The sequence below is a fragment of the Sporosarcina ureilytica genome (assembly GCF_001753205.1).
Taxonomy (GTDB): Bacteria; Bacillota; Bacilli; order Bacillales_A; family Planococcaceae; genus Sporosarcina; species Sporosarcina ureilytica.
In genome coordinates, this window is the sequence record NZ_CP017560.1 from 3,339,870 (window position 1) to 3,364,342 (window position 24,473).

Annotated in this window: 20 protein-coding genes; 4 read left to right on the forward strand and 16 right to left on the reverse strand. The window is 37.4% G+C overall.

Annotated features, from left to right (window positions below):
• Positions 1-13: 13 nt before the first annotated feature.
• Positions 14-589 carry a uracil-DNA glycosylase gene (locus BI350_RS16110; RefSeq protein ID WP_075529089.1) on the forward strand — a complete coding sequence of 192 codons (576 nt, stop codon included), beginning with the start codon at positions 14-16 and terminating at the stop codon, positions 587-589.
• A gap of 43 nt (positions 590-632) precedes the next feature.
• Here BI350_RS16110 and BI350_RS16115 read toward each other — a convergent pair whose 3' ends face one another.
• The 9 genes from BI350_RS16115 to BI350_RS16155 form a co-directional block, all read right to left on the reverse strand.
• Positions 633-2,837, reverse strand: a complete 2,205-nt coding sequence (locus tag BI350_RS16115) for a YhgE/Pip domain-containing protein (protein ID WP_245698273.1) — start codon at positions 2,835-2,837, stop codon at positions 633-635.
• Between the two features lie 69 nt (positions 2,838-2,906).
• Positions 2,907-3,476, reverse strand: a complete 570-nt coding sequence (locus BI350_RS16120) for a TetR/AcrR family transcriptional regulator (protein WP_075529090.1) — start codon at positions 3,474-3,476, stop codon at positions 2,907-2,909.
• Positions 3,477-3,633: 157 nt separating this feature from the next.
• On the reverse strand, positions 3,634-4,332 hold the full coding sequence (locus tag BI350_RS16125) for an AIM24 family protein (RefSeq protein ID WP_075529091.1): 699 nt from the start codon (positions 4,330-4,332) through the stop codon (positions 3,634-3,636).
• A 63-nt stretch (positions 4,333-4,395) separates the two neighbouring features.
• Positions 4,396-5,649, reverse strand: coding sequence for a serpin family protein (locus BI350_RS16130; RefSeq protein WP_082295132.1), 1,254 nt, complete (start codon positions 5,647-5,649; stop codon positions 4,396-4,398).
• Positions 5,650-7,020: 1,371 nt separating this feature from the next.
• Entirely contained in the window at positions 7,021-9,132 is a 2,112-nt protein-coding gene (locus BI350_RS16135) for an ATP-binding cassette domain-containing protein (protein ID WP_075529092.1), read from the reverse strand.
• A gap of 11 nt (positions 9,133-9,143) precedes the next feature.
• Positions 9,144-9,707 (reverse strand): hypothetical protein, encoded by a 564-nt coding sequence (locus BI350_RS16140; RefSeq protein WP_075529093.1) that lies wholly within the window; start codon positions 9,705-9,707, stop codon positions 9,144-9,146.
• Between the two features lie 14 nt (positions 9,708-9,721).
• Entirely contained in the window at positions 9,722-10,444 is a 723-nt protein-coding gene (locus BI350_RS16145; protein ID WP_075529094.1) for a hypothetical protein, read from the reverse strand.
• Positions 10,437-11,345: an ATP-binding cassette domain-containing protein gene (locus BI350_RS16150; protein WP_075529095.1), complete on the reverse strand. Its 909-nt coding sequence runs from the start codon at positions 11,343-11,345 to the stop codon at positions 10,437-10,439. Before BI350_RS16150 ends, BI350_RS16145 begins: the two co-directional genes overlap by 8 nt.
• The gene (locus BI350_RS16155) at positions 11,320-11,637 is read right to left on the reverse strand and encodes a DUF5776 domain-containing protein (RefSeq protein ID WP_075529096.1); all 318 of its coding nucleotides are present in this window, start codon (positions 11,635-11,637) and stop codon (positions 11,320-11,322) included. The genes BI350_RS16150 and BI350_RS16155 overlap by 26 nt, the downstream gene beginning before the upstream one ends.
• A 738-nt stretch (positions 11,638-12,375) precedes the next feature.
• Between BI350_RS16155 and BI350_RS16160 the strand changes: the two genes are divergently transcribed.
• Positions 12,376-13,245, forward strand: a complete 870-nt coding sequence (locus BI350_RS16160; protein ID WP_075529097.1) for a helix-turn-helix domain-containing protein — start codon at positions 12,376-12,378, stop codon at positions 13,243-13,245.
• 19 nt (positions 13,246-13,264) lie between these two features.
• Complete coding sequence (locus BI350_RS16165) at positions 13,265-14,137, forward strand: helix-turn-helix domain-containing protein (protein WP_075529098.1); 873 nt, start codon at positions 13,265-13,267, stop codon at positions 14,135-14,137.
• A 71-nt stretch (positions 14,138-14,208) separates the two neighbouring features.
• Here the strand turns inward: BI350_RS16165 and BI350_RS16170 are convergent, their stop codons facing one another.
• From BI350_RS16170 to BI350_RS16185, 4 genes are all read right to left on the reverse strand, one after another.
• Positions 14,209-15,357, reverse strand: a complete 1,149-nt coding sequence (locus BI350_RS16170; protein WP_075529099.1) for a saccharopine dehydrogenase family protein — start codon at positions 15,355-15,357, stop codon at positions 14,209-14,211.
• Between the two features lie 69 nt (positions 15,358-15,426).
• A complete protein-coding gene (locus tag BI350_RS16175; RefSeq protein WP_075529100.1) occupies positions 15,427-16,905 on the reverse strand; it encodes an aldehyde dehydrogenase family protein in 1,479 nt (492 codons plus the stop codon).
• A gap of 138 nt (positions 16,906-17,043) precedes the next feature.
• Positions 17,044-18,078 (reverse strand): YecA family protein, encoded by a 1,035-nt coding sequence (locus tag BI350_RS16180; RefSeq protein WP_075529101.1) that lies wholly within the window; start codon positions 18,076-18,078, stop codon positions 17,044-17,046.
• A gap of 305 nt (positions 18,079-18,383) precedes the next feature.
• On the reverse strand, positions 18,384-19,886 hold the full coding sequence (locus BI350_RS16185; protein WP_075529102.1) for a DHA2 family efflux MFS transporter permease subunit: 1,503 nt from the start codon (positions 19,884-19,886) through the stop codon (positions 18,384-18,386).
• 181 nt (positions 19,887-20,067) lie between these two features.
• Here BI350_RS16185 and BI350_RS16190 point away from each other — a divergent pair, with 181 nt between their 5' ends.
• Positions 20,068-20,952, forward strand: coding sequence for a TetR/AcrR family transcriptional regulator (locus BI350_RS16190; protein WP_075529103.1), 885 nt, complete (start codon positions 20,068-20,070; stop codon positions 20,950-20,952).
• 75 nt (positions 20,953-21,027) lie between these two features.
• Here the strand turns inward: BI350_RS16190 and BI350_RS16195 are convergent, their stop codons facing one another.
• From BI350_RS16195 to BI350_RS16205, 3 genes are all read right to left on the reverse strand, one after another.
• Positions 21,028-21,672, reverse strand: coding sequence for a hypothetical protein (locus BI350_RS16195; protein ID WP_075529104.1), 645 nt, complete (start codon positions 21,670-21,672; stop codon positions 21,028-21,030).
• Between the two features lie 161 nt (positions 21,673-21,833).
• Entirely contained in the window at positions 21,834-23,177 is a 1,344-nt protein-coding gene (locus BI350_RS16200; RefSeq protein ID WP_075529105.1) for a sodium/glutamate symporter, read from the reverse strand.
• Positions 23,178-23,505: 328 nt separating this feature from the next.
• Positions 23,506-24,411 (reverse strand): choline/ethanolamine kinase family protein, encoded by a 906-nt coding sequence (locus tag BI350_RS16205; protein WP_075529106.1) that lies wholly within the window; start codon positions 24,409-24,411, stop codon positions 23,506-23,508.
• Positions 24,412-24,473 lie beyond the last annotated feature (62 nt).

Genomic DNA, 24,473 nt, shown 5'->3' on the forward strand with positions numbered 1-24,473 from the left:
GAGTGTGAGGTTAATGAATTCATTTTGTCCGGTAGCTTGGCCGGAAGATCCGACGCCTGAAAACATGAAAAACTGCGAGGAATGCGGCCTTTATAAACAAGGTACACGAATGGTCTGGGGTGAGGGAAATCCAAATGCCCCAATTATGATTGTGCTCGACAATCCTGGTGCTCGGGAAAATCGTGAAGGTCAGCCTTACGTTTGCGGTACACGGGAAACGTTGCAACGGGCAATCCATGAAGTTGGACTGTACCCGGACGATGTATACGCTACTTATATTTTAAAAAGAAGACCCATTCGGGCCTATGATAAAGAGCAAACAAGACGAATTTGCATGCAGACACACTTAGATGGACAATTGCAAAAACAAATCCCTTCCTTTGTGTTATGTCTCGGAAATGTCGCGGTTCAACATTTCTTTCAAAATCCAGACGTCGATGTGAAAAGTTTAAGAGGTGAATTTCATCATGTAAATGGATTTCTGACGGCTGTTGCTTATCACCCACTTGCAGTTCGACGTCGCCCAAACTTATACCGGTTATTTATTGAAGATTTACAACTGATTGCTTCAGAAATAACAAAGAAATAACCCAAATCAAAAACTCGACCCAATCGGATCGAGTTTTTAAATATTATGCTTCCGCTACTTCTTCTCTAGAATGTCTTCTTTTGAATACAAGTGCAAAATAACCGAATGTGATCGCTAAACATACAACTGTAAATCCGATTAAAATGCCGTTGTTCGCCCACAGGAATGAAATGTCTCCTGTTGAAATAGCTGCCTTAAACGCAAAGACAGAATACGTCATTGGCAGTAAAACGTTGAAAATTTGAAGCGGTGCTGGAATAAGTTCGAGTGGGAATGTCCCTGCACTCGTTGTTAATTGCAAAATTAATATTAAAATCGCTATGAAGCGGCCTGTGTCACTAAAGATTGATACAAGCATTTGAACAATCGCGATAAATGTGTAACTTGTCAAAATCGCAGTGACCACAAATAATGGCGTATTGATCGTTTCCATGCCTAACGCAAATTTCACGATACCAACTGCGATGAGCGCTTGAATTAATCCAACGATTGCTAAAACAGATACCTTACTTGTAAACCACGCAAATGGACCCGTCGGTTTTACTGCTGGTTCTACTAGTGGGAAAACGATAGACAACAGTAAAGCACCGACAAACAATCCTAATGATAAGAAATACGGTGCAAACCCAGTACCATAGTTCGGAACATGGTTAATGCCATTTTGCTCAACATCTACTGGAGATGCTGCCATTTCATACGTTTTTTCCGTTGGTTTCACATCACTCGCTTCAGCATTTGCCTCAGCTAATTTTTCCTGCAGCGTTAAGACACCTGCGTCCAATTCTGCTGTACCATCCACTAACGATTTAGATCCATCCGCCAACTCTCTAGATTTCGAGGCTAGTGTCTTAGTTCCACCGTTTACCGTATCGGTTCCTTCAGTCAATGCCGTTAAGCCTGACGCTAAAGTAGTCGAACCTGTTTTTGCGGAAACAACTCCCTCAGATAATTTGCCAAGACCCGCGGCAAGCTCACTATTTCCGCTCGCTAAAGCAGTCACCCCACTTCTTAACGTTGGAGAGGCATCATTTAATTCATTTAGTCCTGCATATGCTTGACTATGCGCGCCGGCAAGTTGGTCTGAGGCAGTAGCCAATTCCCCTGCCCCTTCGGATAGCGCAGAAGTTCCGGCTGATAAACCTTGTAAGCCTGTTGACAAAGTAGTGCTGCCTGCCTGTAACTGTTCGAAAGCCGCATGTAATGCTGCTTGCTGTTCTTCTGGTAGTGCCGCAAGTAACGGATTTAACTGAGCCGATAATTGCTCGATCCCAGCATTTAAATCATTTGCGCCAGCAGCTAATTGACCTGCCGCTGCATTCAGTTCTTTCGTTTTTCCATAAAGCGTGCCAACCGCGCCGTTAAATTCACTTTCTTTTTGACCAATTTGCCCATAACTGTCTGCTAATTTTTGCACGCCATCTGTATACGTTGCCACGCCTTCTTGTAATTCAGAGGCACCGCTAGCGGCTTTCTCCGCACCAGTTACAAGCGCTGAAGAACCATTTGCCAATTCTTCGAGTCCAGCAGTTAATTCTTTAGCACCTTTTGCAGCCTCTCTTGCACCATTGGCAAGTTCAGCCGTACCATCAGCTAACGTAACGGTACTGCTTGCCAGGGTTTCGAGATACCCTTTTAACTCATCGGCACCGTCTTTTAATTTCGCTGCACCTTCATGTATTTCACCGGCCCCGTTAGCTGCCTCACCGAATCCATCGCCCATCTTAACAATCGAATCGAATAATTGCTCTGCGTAAGTAGAAGCTACTTTTTCATTCACTTCCGCACGAATTCGATCCATCGCGGTTTCACCAATTTGGGCTGATAAGAAGTTAAATCCTTCGTTCGGTTTGTAAATAATCGTAAGTTTTTCAGGATTTTCATCCAGTAAAGTTGTCGCATGTTCGGAGAAGTTCTCTGGGATTTCTATGACAACGTAATAGTCTTGTTTTTGAAGCCCTTTTTCAGCTTCTTCTTTGGAAACAGCCATAAATTTGAAAGTCTGGTCCTCGATTAGCGTATCCGACAACTCTTTACCAAGTGCTAATTCTTCCCCGTCCAACGTTGCCCCTTCATCTAAATTAACGATCGCAACAGGCAAGTCTTCCATATTCGCATATGGGTCCCAAAACGCCCATAAAAACATACCTGCATATAAGACAGGTATAAATAATATTGCGATCATCGGAATGATCAACTTACGTGTCCGAAAAAGTTGAAGCCACTCCGCTTTCATCATTGTATTCTTCATACATACATCTCCCCTTAAACCAAGTGACTAATTTCCTCATTCAGTCATTTTGTAATAAAAAAATAAGTCTCAAACAAAGAGACTTTTAAAAATGGTCTCGCTAATTAACTTTACGATTCGATCCTCGTCCAGTTCTTCGTCATGTGTTTTATTCCAATCAACGACTAGCGCAAGATAAGATTTAAACAATAAATACGCAACTAACTTCGTATCACACTGCCGCACTTCGCCATTCATAATTGCTTTCTTAATTTTCTCTTCTATATAGAAAACAATCGCTTCTTCAATTTCTTGAAGGACTTCTGCGACTGCAGGTGTCCGTAATTCTTTTTCTTCATCAATTAGTTTTGCATATAATAAATGAGTTTCTCGGAACTTTAACATATGCATCAATCTTGCATGCGCCTTTTCCTCAAATGTGCCGCCTTCCAATGCCGCCTTATCTGCTTCTACACGCATTTCGTCAATCATTTTCACAACAATCGCGTTAAATAACTCTTCCTTATTCGCAAAGAAAGTATAAATCGTTCCTTTTCCAACGTTCGCGATTTTGGCAACTTGATCCATCGTCGTCGCTTTGTAGCCAAAAAGCGAAAATGATTTTGCTGCAGCTTCTAATATTTCTTGTCTGCGGTCCACCTTCCCACCTCAATTCCCGATTTACTAAAATGACTATAACACGTATTCGGTCATATGGTCAAGTAAGCATTCTAGTCTTCGGAAAAAAACTCTGTTTTTCAAGTCAATCTTGATTTTTATTACAAAAAAACTGCCCTAAATAGGACAGTCAACATTTTTATGAAGATGGTTCTCCCGTTGATAACCCTTCTTCAAATGGCTGCACGATGACAAAACCATCACCCGAAAATTCCATTTGAATCGATTCCCCGCTGCCTCTTCCTAGTAGAGTTCTAAAACTAATGTCTGTGCGGAATTCAGGTTCAAGATGTCCCGACCAAGCAACGGTCGCGTTTGGATCCGTTATTACAGGTTGCCCCGGTTTCACGAGTAAGGTAAGTGGTTCATAGTGAGTCGTAATCGCAACTTTTCCGCGGCCCCTTAAGTTTACGTTGAATAAACCGCCTGACATCATGCCTGCCATTTTACGCATTAAATTAATATCCCATTCAATGCCTGGCTCAAATGCGAGCAAGTCATTCCCATTCACCGTGATAGATTCATTATTTAAATCAAAGATTGTAATTTTCTTCCCTTGATCCGCCAAATACAATCGACCATTTCCCGCCGCCTTCATCAGGGCAGTTCCTTCACCGGTCAATGCTTTTTTGAACATTTTACCAAGTCCATGCTCTAACACTCTTTCACGTTCAAACTTAATATTTCCCGTATAGGAAATCATCGACCCCATTTTTGCCCAAACTAAATCTTGTAGGTTCACTTCTAAGATCCGTGGTGTTTCTAATTCAAAAAACTCATTACTATGTTCATCTTGTTTTGTACGCTGAATAAACTCGTTCAATGAATACTTGCTCATACACACTATCCTTCCCATCAGCTATATTACTTGTTATACGTAAGTCATGTCAGAAAGATTCGTTTATTTTCCTTCTTGAGGATTTGTAATGATCCCCATAAAAATAATTGCCTCTGTTTCTGTATCCGTAATGGCAATGAAAAATGGGCGGTTTACTTTCATTGTAAATGGTTCATTTAGCGGCATGGCAGTCGTTTCAAATTCAATTCCCGTTACAGCAGCAGCTTCAGTGCCCTTTTCATTCACATCGAGAAACGTCTTTTGTTTGACCATACTAATCCAAATCGGATTATTTTCTTGGATCATCTTAGAGAAGTCTGCGTCTTCTTCAAATGCTGATGCCATCCCCAACTGACGTAAAGCATCATTCAATAAAACCTCATAGTCCAATTGGAACCTGGGCAATTGAACCGTCCCTTTTTTCTCTTCGAATGATTCATGCCACATTTTCCAATTCTCTATTGTCAATTCATTTTGAAATGCCTTTATATCTATATGCGCTTTTGGTAAAAACACTTTCATATTCATTTCCCCGTCACCATAAGGTAGCTCGACAGCTTGGAACATGTCATTCTCCATATAACCTAATTCTTCAGTGAGTGACATAAGCGGGACTTCTTTAGTCGTTCCATCATCTAAATAAAATGGTTCGTTCTTTGTTATTTCTTCCTCAAATGCGTAGGTCCAATCCCCTTTGAAATAAACAGCATTTAGTAAATAGGTGACCATATTTGGATTTAGTGGAGAAGTTACCATCTCTGTAATTTTATCGTTCGTTGCATTTGCCACCCATTTGTTGATTTTATCGGCAGATGCAGCATCCCCAATATCAATTTCTTCAATTTCGGCATTAAAATAATTTTGATTGTTTGCAGAGAAAGCTTCTTGAAAATGAAATTCTTTATTTAACCAAATCGAATTAGCAATGTCCAATTGAATAGAATCCGAATCTTTCTGTAGGCGATTCATTAAAGAAGCATTTGCTTTATTCAGCGCTTCTGTCTCAATCCCGTCCAATTTCAGCGTTTGTGCAATTTCTTCTTTCGTGCTGCCCTCCGCCCCATTGTAAATCATGGACAATGCCATAAATAAACTGGTCGGCGAAATAAACAAATTGCCATCTTCATCCGGCTCAATTTCTTTGAGTAATTCAAACCCTATCTCATTATTGGGAGCTATCATTTGCTTATAATCATCCCCTCCAAACGACACAGTCCTAGTTTTTTTCAGATTCTTTGTTTGTTCGTTCGTTCCACATGCCACCATTATTAGTAGTAAAGCAATAGCTAACACCACTAGTGTCAACCTGTTTTTCATTAATTCACCTTCCCTCTTACAATAATACGTATTAAGTTATTCCATTCGAAGCTCAACTAGGTAAGAAAGTTATTCCCATTAACGGTGATGACCAGTTCATTTTCCTGGAACCTGCCCTACATGATATACGTATTCTCCGGAGGAAAGATACATTTTTCTTAGGATCATCCTTCCTGCAGCGAATCCGCGATCGAAGCTATTATAAGTCTAACAAACACTTCTATAGCACGATTGGATTATCCTTCTTTATTAAAAGCCGTTTGATGATAACCAATTTTTCAACACTTAACGTTTCAAATACTTCTTAGCGATTATCTTCCCCCGGTATGCCCAATTTCACAAATCGCTATATGGAAGTTCCAAGTTTAATTTCGGTTAGTCCCTTTTATGACATAAGAAAGAAGGGTTGTCCCAAAAGTCATTTTTTATGACACTTGGGACAACCCTATTTATGAATCATGACATTTTACTTATTTATGCAGACTGCAAATGCATCTGTTTTTAATAGATCACCAACAAAAGATGCCTACAATGCCAATCTTGAAAATACAGAAGCCTGCATTCACTTCTTGAGCCTTTGTCTGTGTTAAAGGTTTCATCATTTCGCCCTCCCTTCAAAGTTCTGTTTATGCCTTACCAGCAAAAGATGCCTACAATACCAATCTTGAAAATACAGAAGCCTGCGTTCACTTCCTGAGCTTTTGTCTGTGTTAAAGGTTTCATCATTTCGCCCCCCTTCAAAGTTCCGTTTATGCCTTACCAGCAAAAGATGCCTACAATGCCAATCTTGAAAATACAGAAGCCTGCATTCACTTCTTGAGCTTTTGTCTGCGTTAAAGGTTTCATCATTTCGCCCTCCCTTCAAAGTTCTGTTTATGCCTTACCAGCAAAAGATGCCTACAATACCAATCTTAAATATACAGAAGCCTGCGTTCACTTCCTGAGCCTTTGCCTGTGTTAAAGGTTTCATCATTTCGCCCCCCTTCAAAGTTCTGGTTATGCCTTACCAGCAGAAGATGCCTACAATGCCAATCTTGAAAATACAGAAGCCTGCATTCACTTCTTGAGCCTTTGCCTGTGTTAAAGGTTTCATCATTTCGCCCCCCTTCAAAGTTCTGTTTATGCCTTACCAGCAAAAGATGCCTACAATACCAATCTTAAAAATACAGAAGCCTGCATTCACTTCCTGGGCCTTTGCCTGCGTTAAAGGTTTCACGCTGCCACCCCCCTTCGCTGTACTTTTAATACATTTCTATCAAAGAAACAAAAAGGTATTTATTTTTCCAAAGACCGTCACTTATCACTCAATTCCGAAATCTCTCATGATGTTCCGCCTTCTCTTTTTAGTAAATCCCTCAACTATTGTTTTCCCTAGTATTCTAATTTATTTACTTCGAGTATCCTTTCAACATTCACAATCTTATGTGCGTACCTTAAAATGTCCTCTTCATGAGTAATTAAAATGACAATTTTATTTTTTTCAATGGCCAACTCTCTCATTTTTTTGATCAATACCCCTTTTGCTTCCTTATCTAAATTTCCAGAAGGCTCGTCAAATATATAGATACTTTTATCTTGATTCAACGCCCGCATTAGGAGTATTTTTTGTTTCTGTCCTTGCGAAATATTAACTCCGTCACTTTGTATCAAATAATTATTAAGTAAGTGCAATTTAAATATATCGTCGTAGTCTTGTTTCTCTTTGTCACTCAATTCTTCATTAAACACTTTGTATCGAATATTTCTTCCAACAGTACTTCCATATACATTAAATTCAGGTGAGTACATACTAATATATTCATGAATAGCCACATCTTTAAAAGACCTTTTAGAAATAGAGCCATTAATCGTTAGATCACCCGAACTCGGTTCTAATGTTCCAGAGATTATCTTGACTAAGGTAGATTTCCCGGAACCATTGCCACCGGTAATCGCGGAAATTTCCCCTGATTCGAATGTTGCAGAGAAGTTCCTGAATAGCTCCTCACTTCCTGGATAACCAAAGTTTATGTTATCGATAGAAATGGAGTTAATCTCCTCCACCCCCATTTTTTCTTTCCCCTCTACTACTTGCTCATCCTCATAATCTCCGCCGCTTTGTATGTGATCGATAGCAACAGTACTTTTTTGATAAGTTAACCAAGTTTGCACCACTGGTGAAAGACTCCCTAGTATAAGTGAAATAAGGAAAATACTATTGGAAGTATTCATTAAATGATCAGGACTTTCATTTAATGATATAAAACCAAATATAATGAAAGCCGAAATTGTCATTAGTGTTACAATCAATTGATAGGTTGATAATATTCTTAATTCCGTTTTCGTCCTAGTAACTTTACTTTTTAGAAATTCATCCATTTTTTGTTTAACGAATTTTTCCGACTCACTATTTTTCGAAAACAAATTGATATCCAGCGATGTTTTTATGTTATTTTCAACCGCATAAGAAAAACCCGTAGATTTTCCGACAATATCTCTTTCTTCATTTCTAACTTTCGGAATTTGGTTCCTTAGATACAATGAGAAAATCACGAACCAGAATATTAATGAAACCGTTAATAATACGCTAAATTGATATAATAGAATTGATAAGAATAAAACATAAACAAGATTTAGTTTAAAATAAAACTTTTGAAGTAAACCCGAAACTGAATTCAAGAGGTTCCAGAAGTAACCTGTGACATTGTCCGCATTTTTACCTGAGTCTAAGTCATTAATTTTTTGTTGATAGTATTGTGACAACACAGCTGCCTGTAGTCTGTTTTCGATCATAACTTTTTGGTGTCCTTCTCCTATGTTTACAAAATAGAACAAGACGATTATGATGAATGCGGTTATAGACGGAAAAACCAAATCCTCCAAGGATAAATCGCCATTGTTCACTTGCATAAACCCCTGAATAACCACTGTTGAAACCACTGGCAGCATGTACTTTAAGAACAATAATCCAATCATTTTTATTTTTGTTTTTATCGGAAGATTATCCATCATTCTCTTGTACAATGTTTCGCCTATACTACGCTCTTTTTGATTTGGCTTAGATTGTTTACGAATCCTCTTTTGGGTGATATCTACATTATTGATACATAATGCAAAGCCTAAAAAGATTGATTTAATATACCCCTCATCGCATTCCATTATTTTAGGTTTGGATGGGTCTGATATGATGAATTTTCCATTCTTTATTTCATGGACGACAACATAGTGTGCCAGCCCATCATTTTCAACGACAATCACCATCGGAAGTTTTTCCACTTCCTTCAATTGCTCAAAATCAGTGACTTCATACGAATCGGATTGAACACCATAGCCAATTAAAATTTGATTTAATTCCCATAATGAAATTCCTTGATCCTTTTTTATATTATAATTTTTGTATAAGTCATTAGGATTGCCCACATTTACATTTAGTTGTTTTAAAATCGTTTTGAGTGATGCAATTCCACAGTCAGTACTTGAATTTTGCATAGAATGTGCATACATTTTCTATCTCCCTATTTCTCTATATTAATACTCCCGATTGTTTTAACTTGAATAAGACTATCCATCGTTTCATTCGTTTGTGGGACAGCAAGCACCTCGCCTGCACCTTCCGCCTTTGTTTTATATTTGCCATCAAAGTTTTCAGGTACGTTAATAGACACACTGCCAACGGTCATATTAAAATCTAACTCTTTGAACGCAGCGTCTTTCGCCAAATTAATCGTTAACAATAATTCGTCTTTTCCTTCACTCGTAACGAGCAGTTTTACGCCGCCTTTTTCTGAGAAATTAATATCCAACTTATTATCAGTCGAAATCGAATTTGCCAAAGCTTTTTCAGCTTGTTCAGATACATTTCCACTTAATGAAATCGTTGTTTTTTCATCATCACTTTCTTGGATCACAGCTTTAATATTTTGTTCCGCTTTATTTAATGAAATCCCTTCTATTTGCTTCGAGGACAATTCCCATTCTTTCTCAACATAAGTGTTGGTACTTGACTGTGAAACAGATGAGTAACCCCATACGCCTATCAGTAATAAAACAACGCCAGCGATTATAATTTTTTTCTTCATCAAAAACCTCTCCTTTATTTAAATTCTCTCGTGCTAAATGATGAATAACTTATGATTAATGCCAATAAAGTATAGGCAATACTACTAACAAAAATAGTTGTTGTAAAAGATGTTGATAAGTTTGATAAGTTGGTGACATTTCTTATGTTCGTAAAGAAAAGTGTGTCTAAAATCGAATCGAATTTAGGAAGATAAGTCCCGATAATATTTGATAGAAAACTATCACCGATAAATGCAATTGAAATAAAAGCTGCGACGGACACATAAGTGGATTTAATGATATTAAATAGTAAGACCCCTAGTGCACTAGCCGTTAAATACAATGGAATTTGGGCCAGGATCACTTTTAATAAAGCCACTACATCAAATCCGCCAGAAAGAACAAATGTTGTAGTAAATAAACTAAGTGAGTAAACTAGAACAAATAAAATAGTCAAAATAAAAGTTAAGACTGTTTTACCCATAAAAAATGTAGAACGTTTCACACCTAAAATTAATGAGTTATTCACTACCCGATAGCTAAATTCATGCCCCCACACTACCATTAAAATATTTGTAAGGAAGATTGGAATAAGTAATGAACCGTTCGATAAACCAGATTTCGCAATTTCAAAAGCCGTATCATCGGAAGCAATAAATCCGAAAAAGATGCCTAATACAACCATGCCAACAATAGAATAAAAGCATAATTTACCTTTCATTATTCTAAAAAAATCGGATTTTATAATATTAAGCATGACCCGCACCCCTATTTATTAAATCTAAATAATAATCCTCTAAGTTTTCTTCCTCAGAATAAAACCTCAGTATATAAATGCCGTGATCGAAAAGTAATTTAGAGATTTTAGGCATACTAGAATCCTTTTCTTTTAACGTAATTACATTTTGCTCACTTCGTACCTTATAACCAGATGCAGTTAAAATATCAATCGTTTGCTGACTGTCCGAGGTTTCTAAGACGATATGCTGTTGACATTCTTGTTCCAATTCGCTGGCAGTTAGCTCCTTCACTAACTTGCCGTCATTAATGATGCCATATCGAGTAGCAAGCATGGACAACTCGGATAAAATATGACTAGATATTAAAACGGTCGTCCCAAACTCTTGATTAAGACGTAAAATGATTTCTCGAATTTCAACAATCCCTTGTGGATCTAATCCATTAATAGGTTCATCTAAAATTAAAAACTCCGGATTATTTAAAATGGCTAATGCTAGGCCTAAGCGCTGCTTCATCCCTAAGGAGAAGTCCTTAAATGGCTTTCTCCCTGTATTAGCGAGTCCAACAAACTCTAGAACTTCATTAATTCTGTTTTTCTCTTTAATGTTCATTTGAATTGCATAATACTTTAAATTATCTTTAGCCGATAAATATGGATAACATACAGGCCCTTCAATAACCGCTCCAATTTTTATTTCCTCTCTAGTAGAATATTGAATATTTCCCGAGCCTTTTTCTATTAATCGTGTTAATAAACGAATAAAGGTTGTTTTTCCAGCACCGTTCTTTCCAATAAAACCATAAATATCTCCTTTATTGATCGTCATGGAAACTTCATCTACAGCACGATAATCTTTATATGTCTTCGTCAAATGACTTGTGCTTAAAAGTTTATTTTCGCAAACGAGTGCCGTCATAACTTTCTTCCCTACTTTCTTCAGATACTTGCTGAACAAATATTTTATTCGCCGAACAATAGCCTTTTTTAATTTTCAACCTTGGATAACCGTCAAATGAAAATTCAACATCATTGACATCGAAATACGTGTCCAGCGGGACTTCCTCTTTTACATACTTAGGAATAAAATCAGTTGTTTTATAAATATTGATTGGGACAAGCGTTTTTACCCTTGTTGGGTTCTCGATATAGTAATTGTTGTAGTTAATTCCTTTATTTTTTTTACTTGCAGCATTCAATTTGTAATCCATATGGTTTTACTCCATTTCTTTTTTGTATAGTGGATCCTCATCACATGTACAAAATAATTCCCGTAATTTCTTTAAGCAGTTCGAGTACTGTATACATGTTATCCTTCCTCCTCCGTTTGAGTTAAGTTCATCTTATCGATTTTACTGCGGCTTTTTTCATTTCCAGTCGTATCTTACTTTTCAGTGTCATATAGTGGATTTCCGATTACATGTACAAAATAATTCCCGTGATTTCCTTAAGTAGTTCGAGTACGGTATGCATGATATCCTTCCTCTCTCATTTAAGTTAAGTTCATCTTATCGATTTTACTGTGACTTTTTTCATTACCAGTCGTATCTTACTTTTCAGTGTCATATAGTGGATTTCTGTTTACATATATAAAATAATTCCAGTGATTTCCTTAAGCAGCTCAAGTACCGTATGCATGGTAACTTTCCCCTCTCGTTTAAGTTAAGTTCATCTTACCGACTTTTCTGAGGGGTTATTCATTTTCAGTCATATCTTATTTTCCCTTGTCATATAGTGGATTTTCTACTATATGACAAGGGAAAATAATCTTTATGTGCTTGAGTATGTTTTACAAACTTTTGAGGGTGCATTTCATTGAGGGAAGTAACGCAGTCATTAATCATGTATGAAATTCATTCCATGAGGAGGATTTTACGCTCATTAAAAAGATTTGAACTCTTCAGACATCTAATGTATGATAATTATAAATAATGGAGGTGTGATAGCTGATGCAAATAGGTAGCGCTTTCAATATTATCCGTAAAAACAAAGGATTATCTCAAAGAGAAGTTGCCGCTAATATAATTTCCACGTCTTTTTATTCAAAATTAGAAACAGAGAATAGTAATATATCTGCGGACCTCTTCTTTCAACTGCTGGATAATTTGGATATAACGCCTGAGGAGTTTGAGTATATTTACAATGATTACGCCCATACACCTAAGAGAAAAATTGACGATTTATGTAAACAAATTTACTATGCCGGGGAGATAGATAAGTTACATGAAAAGAAAATCGAGATTGAGGAAATATACAAATCGACTGATGATGATTTTTATGATCGATTATCAATTTTACTCTACTGTTTAATACAAACATACAACTCAGAAAAATATGACCCCGAAATTATAAAGCCCATCCATTCATACCTTTTCACAGTCGAAACATGGGGACTATACGAAATCAGGCTATTTACCACATGTATAAAGGCCTTTGAAATTGATACTGTACTTCTCTTAAGCAACCAATTATTGAACAACTTAAAAGCTTACTCAACTTTTTATTTTCATGAACGAGATATCATTACTGTTTTAATTAATATCATTATTACTTGTTTAGATAATAATCGATTGGAAGAAGCCGACTATTACATCGCAGTCGCTAAAAACAGATTAAAATCCGAGGAGCTTATGTTTGAAAGAAATCTAATTAATTATCTTTTTGGCATTAGTCTCATACACCATCATAGAGAAGACGAGGGCTATCAAATCGCAATGGCATCTATTGATATTTTCAAATCCTTAAATATGAACGGTATCGCCACACAGTATGAAGATTATTTGGAAGAAACCATTCAAATTTTCACTATAAAAAGTTAATGAACAAGGGTGACATCACATGGAAATAGGACAAGCTTTGAAGTTAATTAGAACCAACAAGGGATTATCGCAGGCAAAAATAGCAGGTGGAATCATTTCTACATCTTTTTATTCAAAAGTAGAAAAAGGGCAAAGCAATATCTCTTCTGAGTTGTTATTTAAAATACTCGAGCAGTTAAATATTAGCTTAAATGAATTTTGGTATATCTATAATGATTACTCTCGGGGTAAAAAAAATGAACTTATGCATCAATGGAAAAAACTATACGCAGAGGGCAATATCAATCATCTTATGAAGCTTAAAGATGAAGTTGACACGTTGTATGAAGAGACACAACAAAAGTTTTACCAGCGATTATCGATTATTTTATATTGCGCGATTCAGCAACATCACTCCGAAAGCTATGACGACGAAATTGTCTCCCCTCTTACCCAGTATTTATTATCCGTAAATACGTGGGGATATTATGAAATTAATTTATTCGATGCTTGTATATTAGTTTTGGATATGGATACAGATACAGTGCTATCTTTAGCAAATAAACTATTAAATAATTTAAGGTTTTACGCTAACTTTCAAACATATGAAAAAGAAATTATCACTGTCCTAATCAATATCGTTAAAATTTGTCTAAATAACGAAAGATTAGAGGAAGCCGACTATTATCTTAACATAGCAAAAAGAAAACTCATGAATTTTAATTTAATGTATGAAAAAAATACACTAGAATTTTTATCGGGTATTAGTTTAATGCAGCACGGGGATATAGACGAGGGTAAAAAAATAGCCATCAAATCTATAGACAATTTTAAAGTGTTAAATATGAAAGAAAGTGCCGATAAATTTTTGCAATACTTAAATCAAAAAGAATCTTATTGCGGTACAACATAATGATTAAAAAAGCATTGAAAGAAGTGCACAACTTTTCTTTCAATGCTTTTATTTGTTTAAGAATTAGCTCCTTATTTAATACTTTCTTGAATCATAACGCCACGTTTTTTCAATTCTTTAATATATTCTTCTCCTGGTACAATGTTTTCTGGTGGATAAACCCCGCGCTTTGAGATCAATCCTTTACCAATCATTTGTGCCACAATCGACATCGTACTTGCTGTCGCACGCGCCATTGCAGTTATTTTTTTATTTGTATCTTTTTCAGTCACCAAATCATATTCATACGACATTTGTGCGCCATCTTTTTCTCCGCTCACAATGACACGTAAAAGCACGGCATCTGATTTTTCTCCTAATTGAAGTTGCGGGGATAGATGCGCTCTCATCACATCGCGGACTTTAATCGATTGCCCACCAACCGTCACCTTTGAATCCCGCGACAATAACCCAAGATCAACAAGTAGTTGGAACTTTTCTGCATGCCCTGGATAGCGGATTGTTTTGTACTCAAGCGTTTGTACATTCGGGAAAGATGTTGTTAATGTTGATGTACCGCCCGACGTATGGAATGCTTCCAGTTCTCCGTATTCATCAAAATGAATCGCTTCAATTTCCGATAAAGACGGGATTTCCTTCAATTTCCCATTTCGTATGACGTGCGAAGGATCTGTATAATGATCGAATACCCCTTCAAGTGAAAAAACAACATTGTAATTTAATGGCGGCTCCGGTTTCACTGGAATACCACCGACGTATAATTTAATCGTCTCTACTTTGTCTAACTTTTGGGCACCGTATCCGGTAAGAATATTAATCATTCCCGGCGCTACGCCAAGATCTGGAATAAGTGTAACACCGTTTGCCTTTGCTCGTTCCTCTAGTTTAAGAACAGCATCCGTTGCCCCGCCGATATGCCCGCCAAGGTCGATGGAATGAACCTTTTTTTCAATCGCGATACGCGCTACCTTTTCATTAAATGTATAAAAAAGTGCATTTACAACGACATCTCCTAATGCCATGATGTCCCCTAATTGCTCATCATCGTTGGCATTTAGTAATAATATATCTAGCTTGTCAGACATCAATTCTTCAGCAAAATCTTCGGCTTGGCAAACATTGATATCCGCTAAGTATACCTGTTCGACATCATCGCTTTTCACCAAATCACGCGCTGTTTCTTTTCCCATTAAGCCTGCGCCAAGTACGACAACTTTCATAGTTCCATCTCCCCTTTTAGCATTAATGTAACGGTCCGATGGCTCTTTTATTTCATTTTTAGCAAGTCTTTACGAATTATCGATTTGCGCCCTCTGTAAAGTCCCACTAAAATCGACATAGACACTTTTCCACTCTGTAAAGACATCTAATGCCGCAACACCTGAGTCTCGATGCCCATTCCCTGTTCCTTTTGTCCCGCCAAATGGAAGATGAATTTCTGCACCTGTCGTTCCAGCATTGACGTATACAATGCCAGTATCTAAATCGCGCTGCGCTTGGAATACTTTATTCACATCTTGTGAAAAAATCGAACTGGACAACCCATATTGCACACTGTTATTTACTTCAATGGCTTCTTCCAAACTAGTTACCTCGATTAGTGACACAACTGGTCCAAAAATTTCTTCTTGCGCTAAACGACTATCCCATTTGACATCTGTAAATAATGTTGGTTCAAAATAATGCCCTTTTCCTAAGTCACCATCTCTAAGAATACGTCCTCCGGCTAATAGCTTCGCGCCTTCTTCTTTTCCAACATCTATATAGCTGGAAATTTTTTTGAGTGCCTTCCCATTAATGACAGGACCTATTTTCACGGTTTCATCCAAGCCATTCCCGATTGTTAAATCCGCCATTTGCGTCAATAACTTTTGCTCAAGTTCTTCTTTAACGTCTTTATGCACGATGACTCGGCTACATGCTGTACAACGTTGGCCTGCTGTCCCAAATGCACTCCAAAGAATTCCCTCTACTGCGAGATCAATATCTGCATCGTCCATGACGATTACTGCATTTTTACCGCCCATTTCGAGGGACACCTTTTTCAAATGACGCCCACCCGTTTCAGCGACATGACGGCCGGTTTCCGTTGACCCTGTGAATGAGATCACACGAATGTCTGGATGTTCGATCATTGCCGTTCCGACATCTGCGCCTGACCCGAAAACAATGTTTGCAACTCCTGCAGGCAAACCAACTTCTTCAAAAATTAAAGCCATTTCATATGCCATCATTGGCGTTTCCGTAGCAGGCTTCCAAATAAACGTATTGCCCGCCACAATTGCAGGAAATGACTTCCACGTTGCAATCGCAACTGGAAAATTCCACGGTGTAATGAGTCCAACGACACCAATCGGCGCTCGGACACTCATGGCAAATTTATTTTGTAATTCGGATGGCACGGTTTCTCCAACTAAGCGACGTCCTTCGCCCGCCATATAAAACGCCATATCAATTCCTTCTTGAACTTCTCCGCGAGCTTCTTCGATGACCTTCCCCATCTCGGTCGTTAACACTTGCGAGAGATGTTCTTTTCGTTCTTTCATAAGACGGCCAATTTCATATAAATAATCCGCACGTTTGGGTGCAGGAACAAGCGCCCATTCTTTTTGTGCTCTTTTCGCCGCTTCTACTGCAAGAGCGATATCTTCTGTTGTGGACAATATAACTTGAGCAATTTCATCACCAGTTGCCGGATTGATCACCGCTGTGTAGGTTCCAGCATCAACCTCTTGCCAGGCCCCATCAATATAGTTGTTTAATTGCATGTAGAAGATTCCCCTTTCTTTCATTAAGCCTAAATACATTTCCATTACTCATACAATTCCGTGAATACTTAAAAACCCTTTTTATCATAAAAAAATCCCAGACATATTTAGTATATGTCTGGGATTGGGAATAACATGTTAGTTTTCTTTCATCTTGTCTAGCATTTCTACGACAAATGTGTGAATTCGTTCTGCATGTGTCTTAATCGATGAAGTAGAAACATCAAATCGTTTTGCCACTTCACTGTTGGTCATTGTTAATTCACCTAAAATTTTCAAGTCGAGTGCGACATTAAACACAGCCGCCGCGATGACATTCGGTTTTCTAAATCTAGGCTGTTCTTTTAAAAAGTACGTAATGCTAATATTTTGTAATAGCTCTTTTGCCTCTGGAACCGCATCGACCTCTTCTAACACTTCTTGAACCATATCAAGCGCTTCTTGTTGGTCTTCCGTTAGCTTTGTACTAATTAAATCATCGATGGATGTTTCCTCGCGATTTAACATTAATTCGTAAATATCTAGCATATGTTCTTTATAAAACTCAACGGTTGTATCTAGTTTACTTGTTTTTGCCAATTGAACAACTTCATTTTCAAATGATTGATTGACATCTTGTACGAACATAAAGGAAGTGATTGCATCAAGACCATTTGGATGATTACGATGATTTCGAAGGCCAACACCAAAGATAATGAGCCCTTTCTCGCTCTCCAAATCTTGTTCCGCTTTCAAATAAAACGTTTCATCGCCAAGGATTTCTTTCACTTGAATTAAACCGTCTTGTACATCAATGACTTTACCAAATAACGGCACAGGGTCTTGCCACTTCTCCACAATCGAACGGACCGTATCTCTCAAGGAACCACTTAATACGTCATGCAAGTATTCTTTCCATAAATCTTGTCGCGCAACATATAAAAAGTATTCAGTGGCTGCCACCTCAATACTTTTTTCATTCCAGTGATCCCCTAGCGTATCTAACCAACGTTTTCGGTATCTTTCAAACATAGTGATATCAAAACGCTCTCTAGATTGCTCATAGACGCCACTTAGTACACGCTCTAACTCTTCGTCAATTAACGTATCAACGTTTGCTTCATTTTTACCTAAACAACATCTTTTATATTTTTTCCCACTACCACATAAGCACGGGTCGTTTCTTCCTATCATCTTGCTCACACCTTTTCCTTCCCTAACACAAAGAATTCAAATAGCTCCGTGCAAGTATTAGTAGACCTACACGAAGCCGCTCCTTATATAATAAGAACACACTTATGATGATAAAATCAAGTTTTTTTGTTTTTAAGTGAATTTTCTGTGGATATATTTACCATTTATAGAACGAACTAGGTTGATTTCTGCTTCAGGCGGCCGCTTTTCGCTCCAATCAACGGAGTACATTAAACAGGAATTAAACATTAAATAAAATAATACTAATTTTGTATTTCAAGTTTAAATCAGTAAAATCATTCTAACTAATTGGTTTTAACCTTATCCACACCTACGTCACTCTTGGGCGGTTCTACTCGTTTTATAAAGAACGTTAAAATTAAAGCAAGTACCGCAACAATTGTCGAGATAAGAAACGCATAGTTAATGCCTTCTAACATTGCTTGTGTACCAATTTGTTGCTCAAACACTGCCATTTTCTCAACACTTGTAGGAATCGCTCCATTCGCTTGTGCTTTCACAAATAAATCTTTACCTGTCGACTCCATTCGATTTGTCATAACTGTTAAGAGAACCGCGGAACCAATTGCTCCTGACACTTGTTGTAGTGTGTTGTTCATTGCCGTTCCGTGTGGATTTGAAACCATTGGCAATTGGTTTAATCCATTTGTCATAACAGGCATCATCACCATGGAAATCCCAAACATCCGAACTGTGTATAACATCATAATATAGTAGTAACCTGAATCCATGCCTAACTTGCTCAAGTAATAAGTTGTAATAACCGTGATGGATAATCCAATGATCGCCATCGCTCGAGCACCATATTTATCGAATAATTTACCTGTAATCGGGGACATCAATCCCATGACGATTGCACCTGGCAGCATTAATATTCCCGCATCAAATGGTGAAATCCCACGTACACTTTGAACGTACAAAGGCGTTAAAATCATCGCAGAGAACATCGCAATTGATAAAACAATTGAGATGGCAGACGATAATGCAAACATTGGATGTTTATAAATTCTAAAATCCAACATCGGATCGTCCATTTTTAATTGGCGAACGATAAATAATAGTAACGCCAAAGCACCTACTACAATTGTACCGTAGACGAATGGTGATGACCACCCTTTATCGCCTGCTGTACTAAATCCGTAAAGGAGCCCTCCGAAACCGATAGACGATAAAACTAGTGAAAATAGATCAAGCGATACTTCTCGATTTGGCGTGATATTGCGAAGTTTGAAAATCGCATAAATTAATGTGAAAACCGCAAATGGCAATACAAGCCCAAATAATGTCCGCCACGAATAATGTTCAATTATCCAACCTGATAAAGTTGGTCCAATTGCCGGTGCCGTAAACATGACAAGCCCGAAAATACCCATTGCAGATCCTCTTCGTTCAACTGGAAAAGCTACTAACATAATGTTCATTAAAAGAGGCATCATCATCGCGGAACCGGAAGCCTGAATCATTCTCGCAACGATTAATAATGTAAAATTCGGCGTGACAACCGCCAATAATGTACCTAGTGAAAATAAAGTCATCGCCGCAATAAATAGGCGTCTGTTCGTAAATTTTGTAACGAAAAATGCACTTGCTGGAATTAAAATACCATTCACAAGCATATATCCTGTTGTCAACCATTGTACTTCAGAAGGCTTAACAGCAAATTCATCCATAATGGTCGGCAATGCAATATTTAGTAATGTATTATTTAAGAAAGCTATGAAAGCACCAATAAATAAAATCGCAATCATTCCATATGGCGGCTTTTCATGCATTTGTTTAATATCCATATAACCCCTCCATATTATACAGCGTGTATAAATTTTATCCCTGTAGTTTTTCTACCTTAAACAGTTTATACTCACAGTACAAAAAATGCAACGAAATTTTATTTTTAATTCAAGTCTATTGATTTATCGATGTTTAACGTCTAAAATTTTGTTATACCAATAGTCCAAGGAAGGTGTAAACTTGAATATCCGAAAAAGACAAGTACTCGAACATGCACAACAACTATTCGTTGAAAAAGGAGTCATGGCCACCTCTGTTCAAGATATTTTAACAAAATCCCAAATTTCAAAAGGAACATTTTATAATTATTTCCCTTCGAAAAATGATTGTCTGAAAGCAATTTTAGAGTTAGGATATGAAGAAACGAAAATCAGGCGACAAGAACTACTAATTGGACAAGACCGTGCGGACAAAACCATTCTCACGAAGCAAATCGCCATCCGCCTTCAAGTAAACGTTGATCATAATTTGTTACCAATCATTGAAGCCATTTTCCATTCAGGGGATGCAGAATTAAGTGCATTCGCAAAAAAACATCATATCGCTGAAGTGCAATGGCTTTCTAGCAGATTAGTCGATGTTTATGGGAAAGATACCCTCCCCTATGCTGCTGACTGCGCAATTTTACTTTCAGGCATGTTACAACATATGTTTCATTTCATTACAGCAAGTTCGTACGGCAATATAGATCCGACAAAACTGATTCAATTCATCATGAGAAGAGTGGATGAGATTATGCCCTCTATGATTAGGTCAAATGATGTCTTATTAGGGGAAGAACTATTTCACTTTATCTCCGTGAATCATGAGAAAGGACATCAAACGAAACATCAGTTATTAGATGACATGGCGACATTTAGAGAACAACTGAATCATGAAGAACAGGCTTCAAGTAAGGAATATATAGAATTTCTGATTGATGAATTAAATAAAGAAATTCCTCGAACCCATTTACTTGAAACAATTATACGTTCATTTAGGGAATCATTTATTGACACGGCACATGAACATGCTGCCCGTAAATTGGCTTCAGAAATTTGGATTTACGTCGAATCTTGTCGATAATAAAAAAACTAGGTGAAGAAAATTCTATCGATTTCCTTCACCTAGTTTATTTTAGATAAATTGAATATCCAATTGTTATTTACCTTTAAATGTTTGATCCACTGCATCCACGACATGTTTCACGGATTCTGCCACCATGCTGCCGATTAGTCGACTCGCATCTCCCCAAAAACTATGGTGATTATGCATTAAGTCATGAATCGCTTGTTCACATTGTCGTTTTTGATTGTCTAATTCTCTTATTTTATTGCGGCATGATTGCTCAATTTCATCGAGATAATGAATACGTTCTTCAAATAATTGGGGGAAGAAAGATGAAAACGCTTCGGTCGATATTTGTTGTTTTGTCCCTTGCGCTTTCTTAAATACTTTGTCGTAATAAGCAATTTGTTCTTCGACAATATATTGCAAATTTAGATATTCTTCGATTTTAGCAAGTTCTTTTCTGCGTACTTTTTGTGACTTACATAACTTTAACGCTCGTTTAACTTCATATTGTTTATTATGAGAACGAGGCTGATAATCCAATACGGTTTGAGAATCTCCATGTAACATCTCTGGGTAGGCTGTATAGAATATATCGTTGAAACGGGTGAGGATTGCCTTCATTTCACGTCTAGCAACTGGGTCGTAGATTTGTTTAGGATAATATATCGCTAACTGAAGATGTCGCTTCCGCATTTTCATAATCATCGTTTTTATGTTGAATAAACCGAGCATTCGTTTTTCTCACCTCTACATCATTCCGATTTGTATACTTTTATTATACCGAATATCAGCCTATTTGTTTGGAATTACGTGTGAATTTACATATAAAAAACGTTTAAACAATTGTGATTCATTGTTTAAACGTTTTTTGATGATTCATAAATACTCTTATATTACTTTGTTGCACTTGTCCGATTAAGCCATTTATATTTAATCGCCATACCATAAATAAGCAGCGAGAAGATAAACACAAGTGTAATGAAAATCCAACTTTGTGAATTCAACACAAACAAAGGTGCAAACGTAACTAATAAAATTTCAACCGGCGCAATTGGAATATAAGCCAATCCATAATCGTCAAGTGTTTTACTCTCAGAATCAGGATCTACAATTCTTAATAGAGCCATGCCCATTGCAACAGTACCAGTTGTCCATCCCCAAGTAAAAATTCCTTTTTCAAACCAATAATGTTCAAAAAACCTTTTTGATAGGACTGCAAAGAACAGATAAGCATAGAGTAAACCGAATACAAACAAGAGAAGTAGTGGAACAGCGTAATCAAGGACGACCGAAATACTAATGGAGCCGATTCCAAATGCCACAAGTATGTCTGTAGCACTTCCACTAATGCGGTCGATAACAGCCGTACTTACATATTTTTCGGTATTGGTGGAATTTAAGATCTTCTTCACGAGAAGTCCTACAAGGAAGGCTAGTGAGAATGCTGGAATAACCACACTCGGTAATAACAACGCACCCAGTTGGCTTAAGTAATATCCACCCATCGCAATAATCGTAACAATCGCCAGATGAAATACATACGGATCAATAGAAATAGAGGAAACAGTATCTGTTTCTGACTTAACCCGTGACCCTGGCGGAATTAACCCAGTTCTTAGTTCATTCGGCAAGTCGGAAAAGGAAGCCAGAAAAGATGTATCTCCCTTTGCAGAACCCCGTTTAATAAATAAAATTCCAATCAAAATGGCACTAATAATTCCAACAGTTGCTGAAGTCATCGCCAAAGACGTCGCTTCTTCCCAACCGTTCTGTGCGAATGTTGCACCAATTGCTGCGGCAGTCCCGTGTCCCCCTACAAAACCAGCAGCAAGCAATAAGCCAAATCCATCATGTAACCCGTCCCAAAATGGATTTAAAAATAACATTGCAAATAATAAACCGCCGCCCCACATAAGGACCATTGCAAGTTGCGAATAGGACCACATACTCCCAACTCTCGTTTTAATCGCCTTCCAATCAATTCTTGGCGACAATAAAGGAAGCGTCCCGAAAATGACTGCGATTAATATTCCAGGATACGTCTTCATTTGGTCGGAAAATGGTAGGAGTCCAAAGCCATTTGGACCAAACGTTAATGCCAAAATTCCAGCAATAATACTCGCTGGTAAGAACATTTTTTGTACAAATTTAACTTTCGCTCGAATAATTGTGCCTAAAAGCAAAAGTAATGATATCAATCCGATATCCGTAAATAATACCCAAGGTGAAAAATCCATATATATCCTCCTTCTAAAAACAGTATTAAACATTTTTATCGCTTTAAAGCGCATTAAAAACAGTTAATTCTTATTAACAACGGAAAAAAACTTCACTGAAAGAACAGGAAGCGTTTACGTGTCCGTAAAATGGTATTTTTTCCGACTTTATCAAGATAACACTTTTTTAGATAGGAGTAAAGCCTTCCTGAATGTCACGAAAAATTCTAAACGGGCCAAGTAATGTGACATCTAAATTCATATTTTAATAAAACTCTCCTCTTTCAAACTTAAAAAAGCAGTGGATTGAATGTTTCCATTCATCCACCGCTTTTAGATTATTGCAAAATCATTGCACATTATATTTCACTTCATAAAATTGATGATATAATTTAATATTGGTCTTTGCACGTTCGAATCGGCGATAGCCGTACAATCCAAAATCATCGCCTTTTTCTTCCTTAAAGACCGTCCATAAACTCCATAAATAATCTTGGAATATTTTGTGGAGCAATATTCTCTCTTGCTCTTCTGCCGTTACTTCTCTATTAAAATAGTAACTGTGAAATTTTGCTTCCTCACTCTTTGAAAGCCCTGATTCCAAAGCAAACGCTGCCACGTCCCACATCGGATCGAACATGCCGCCATATTCCCAATCGATTAAGTACATCTTTCCTTCATCATCGAGTATAAAATTCGAACACGCGGGATCGATATGACATGGCGTCTGTATAATTGAAAATGCATTAAATTTATATTGTAATTCCTTTATTTGCGCTTTCACTTTTTCAAATCCACTATAAAAATCTCCATCCGCATTTAAAGCAAGCGATTCATAATGTGCCATCATCTCAAATAATTTAAACTGATTGCCCATCTTTTTAGTTGAGTGATGAAGCTTCTTGAATATTTCTGCCGCTTTCACAATCATTCCTTCATCTTTTGCAGTATCCCGCGTTAAAGTCTGTGCATTTTCAATTTTCCTCGTAATTTTCAAGCCAGTACGCGCATTAAAATAAACAAGTTCCGGATTTATCCCTAAGTCGGATCCTAACTTTAAGTTTTGCTCTTCTTCAACTCGATTAATCAACGATTTTGTTCCATGTCCTGGAATCCTGACGATATATGGCTCCGAATCAATTTCAACCAAATAATTTAAATTCGTCATTCCTCCGACTCTCCCTAAATTTTTTACAGTTGCATTTGGTAATTGTAAAGCTTCCCTTACCATACCGGTTAATTTTTCTACTCTCACCTTAACTCCCCCTTCCACCGATTTAAACTGAATAGTGCAAAATAAGGAGCCGAAAACTCACT

Bases quoted from the DNA above. Each gene is read 5' to 3' on its own strand.
- BI350_RS16110 (WP_075529089.1), top strand. From the start codon at position 14: ATGAATTCATTTTGTCCGGTAGCTTGGCCGGAAGATCCGACGCCTGAA.
- BI350_RS16115 (WP_245698273.1), bottom strand. From the start codon at position 2,837: ATGAAGAATACAATGATGAAAGCGGAGTGGCTTCAACTTTTTCGGACA.
- BI350_RS16125 (WP_075529091.1), bottom strand. From the start codon at position 4,332: ATGAGCAAGTATTCATTGAACGAGTTTATTCAGCGTACAAAACAAGAT.
- BI350_RS16130 (WP_082295132.1), bottom strand. From the start codon at position 5,649: ATGAAAAACAGGTTGACACTAGTGGTGTTAGCTATTGCTTTACTACTA.
- BI350_RS16135 (WP_075529092.1), bottom strand. From the start codon at position 9,132: ATGTATGCACATTCTATGCAAAATTCAAGTACTGACTGTGGAATTGCA.
- BI350_RS16140 (WP_075529093.1), bottom strand. From the start codon at position 9,707: ATGAAGAAAAAAATTATAATCGCTGGCGTTGTTTTATTACTGATAGGC.
- BI350_RS16145 (WP_075529094.1), bottom strand. From the start codon at position 10,444: ATGCTTAATATTATAAAATCCGATTTTTTTAGAATAATGAAAGGTAAA.
- BI350_RS16150 (WP_075529095.1), bottom strand. From the start codon at position 11,345: ATGACGGCACTCGTTTGCGAAAATAAACTTTTAAGCACAAGTCATTTG.
- BI350_RS16155 (WP_075529096.1), bottom strand. From the start codon at position 11,637: ATGGATTACAAATTGAATGCTGCAAGTAAAAAAAATAAAGGAATTAAC.
- BI350_RS16160 (WP_075529097.1), top strand. From the start codon at position 12,376: ATGCAAATAGGTAGCGCTTTCAATATTATCCGTAAAAACAAAGGATTA.
- BI350_RS16165 (WP_075529098.1), top strand. From the start codon at position 13,265: ATGGAAATAGGACAAGCTTTGAAGTTAATTAGAACCAACAAGGGATTA.
- BI350_RS16170 (WP_075529099.1), bottom strand. From the start codon at position 15,357: ATGAAAGTTGTCGTACTTGGCGCAGGCTTAATGGGAAAAGAAACAGCG.
- BI350_RS16175 (WP_075529100.1), bottom strand. From the start codon at position 16,905: ATGCAATTAAACAACTATATTGATGGGGCCTGGCAAGAGGTTGATGCT.
- BI350_RS16180 (WP_075529101.1), bottom strand. From the start codon at position 18,078: ATGATAGGAAGAAACGACCCGTGCTTATGTGGTAGTGGGAAAAAATAT.
- BI350_RS16185 (WP_075529102.1), bottom strand. From the start codon at position 19,886: ATGGATATTAAACAAATGCATGAAAAGCCGCCATATGGAATGATTGCG.
- BI350_RS16195 (WP_075529104.1), bottom strand. From the start codon at position 21,672: ATGCTCGGTTTATTCAACATAAAAACGATGATTATGAAAATGCGGAAG.
- BI350_RS16200 (WP_075529105.1), bottom strand. From the start codon at position 23,177: ATGGATTTTTCACCTTGGGTATTATTTACGGATATCGGATTGATATCA.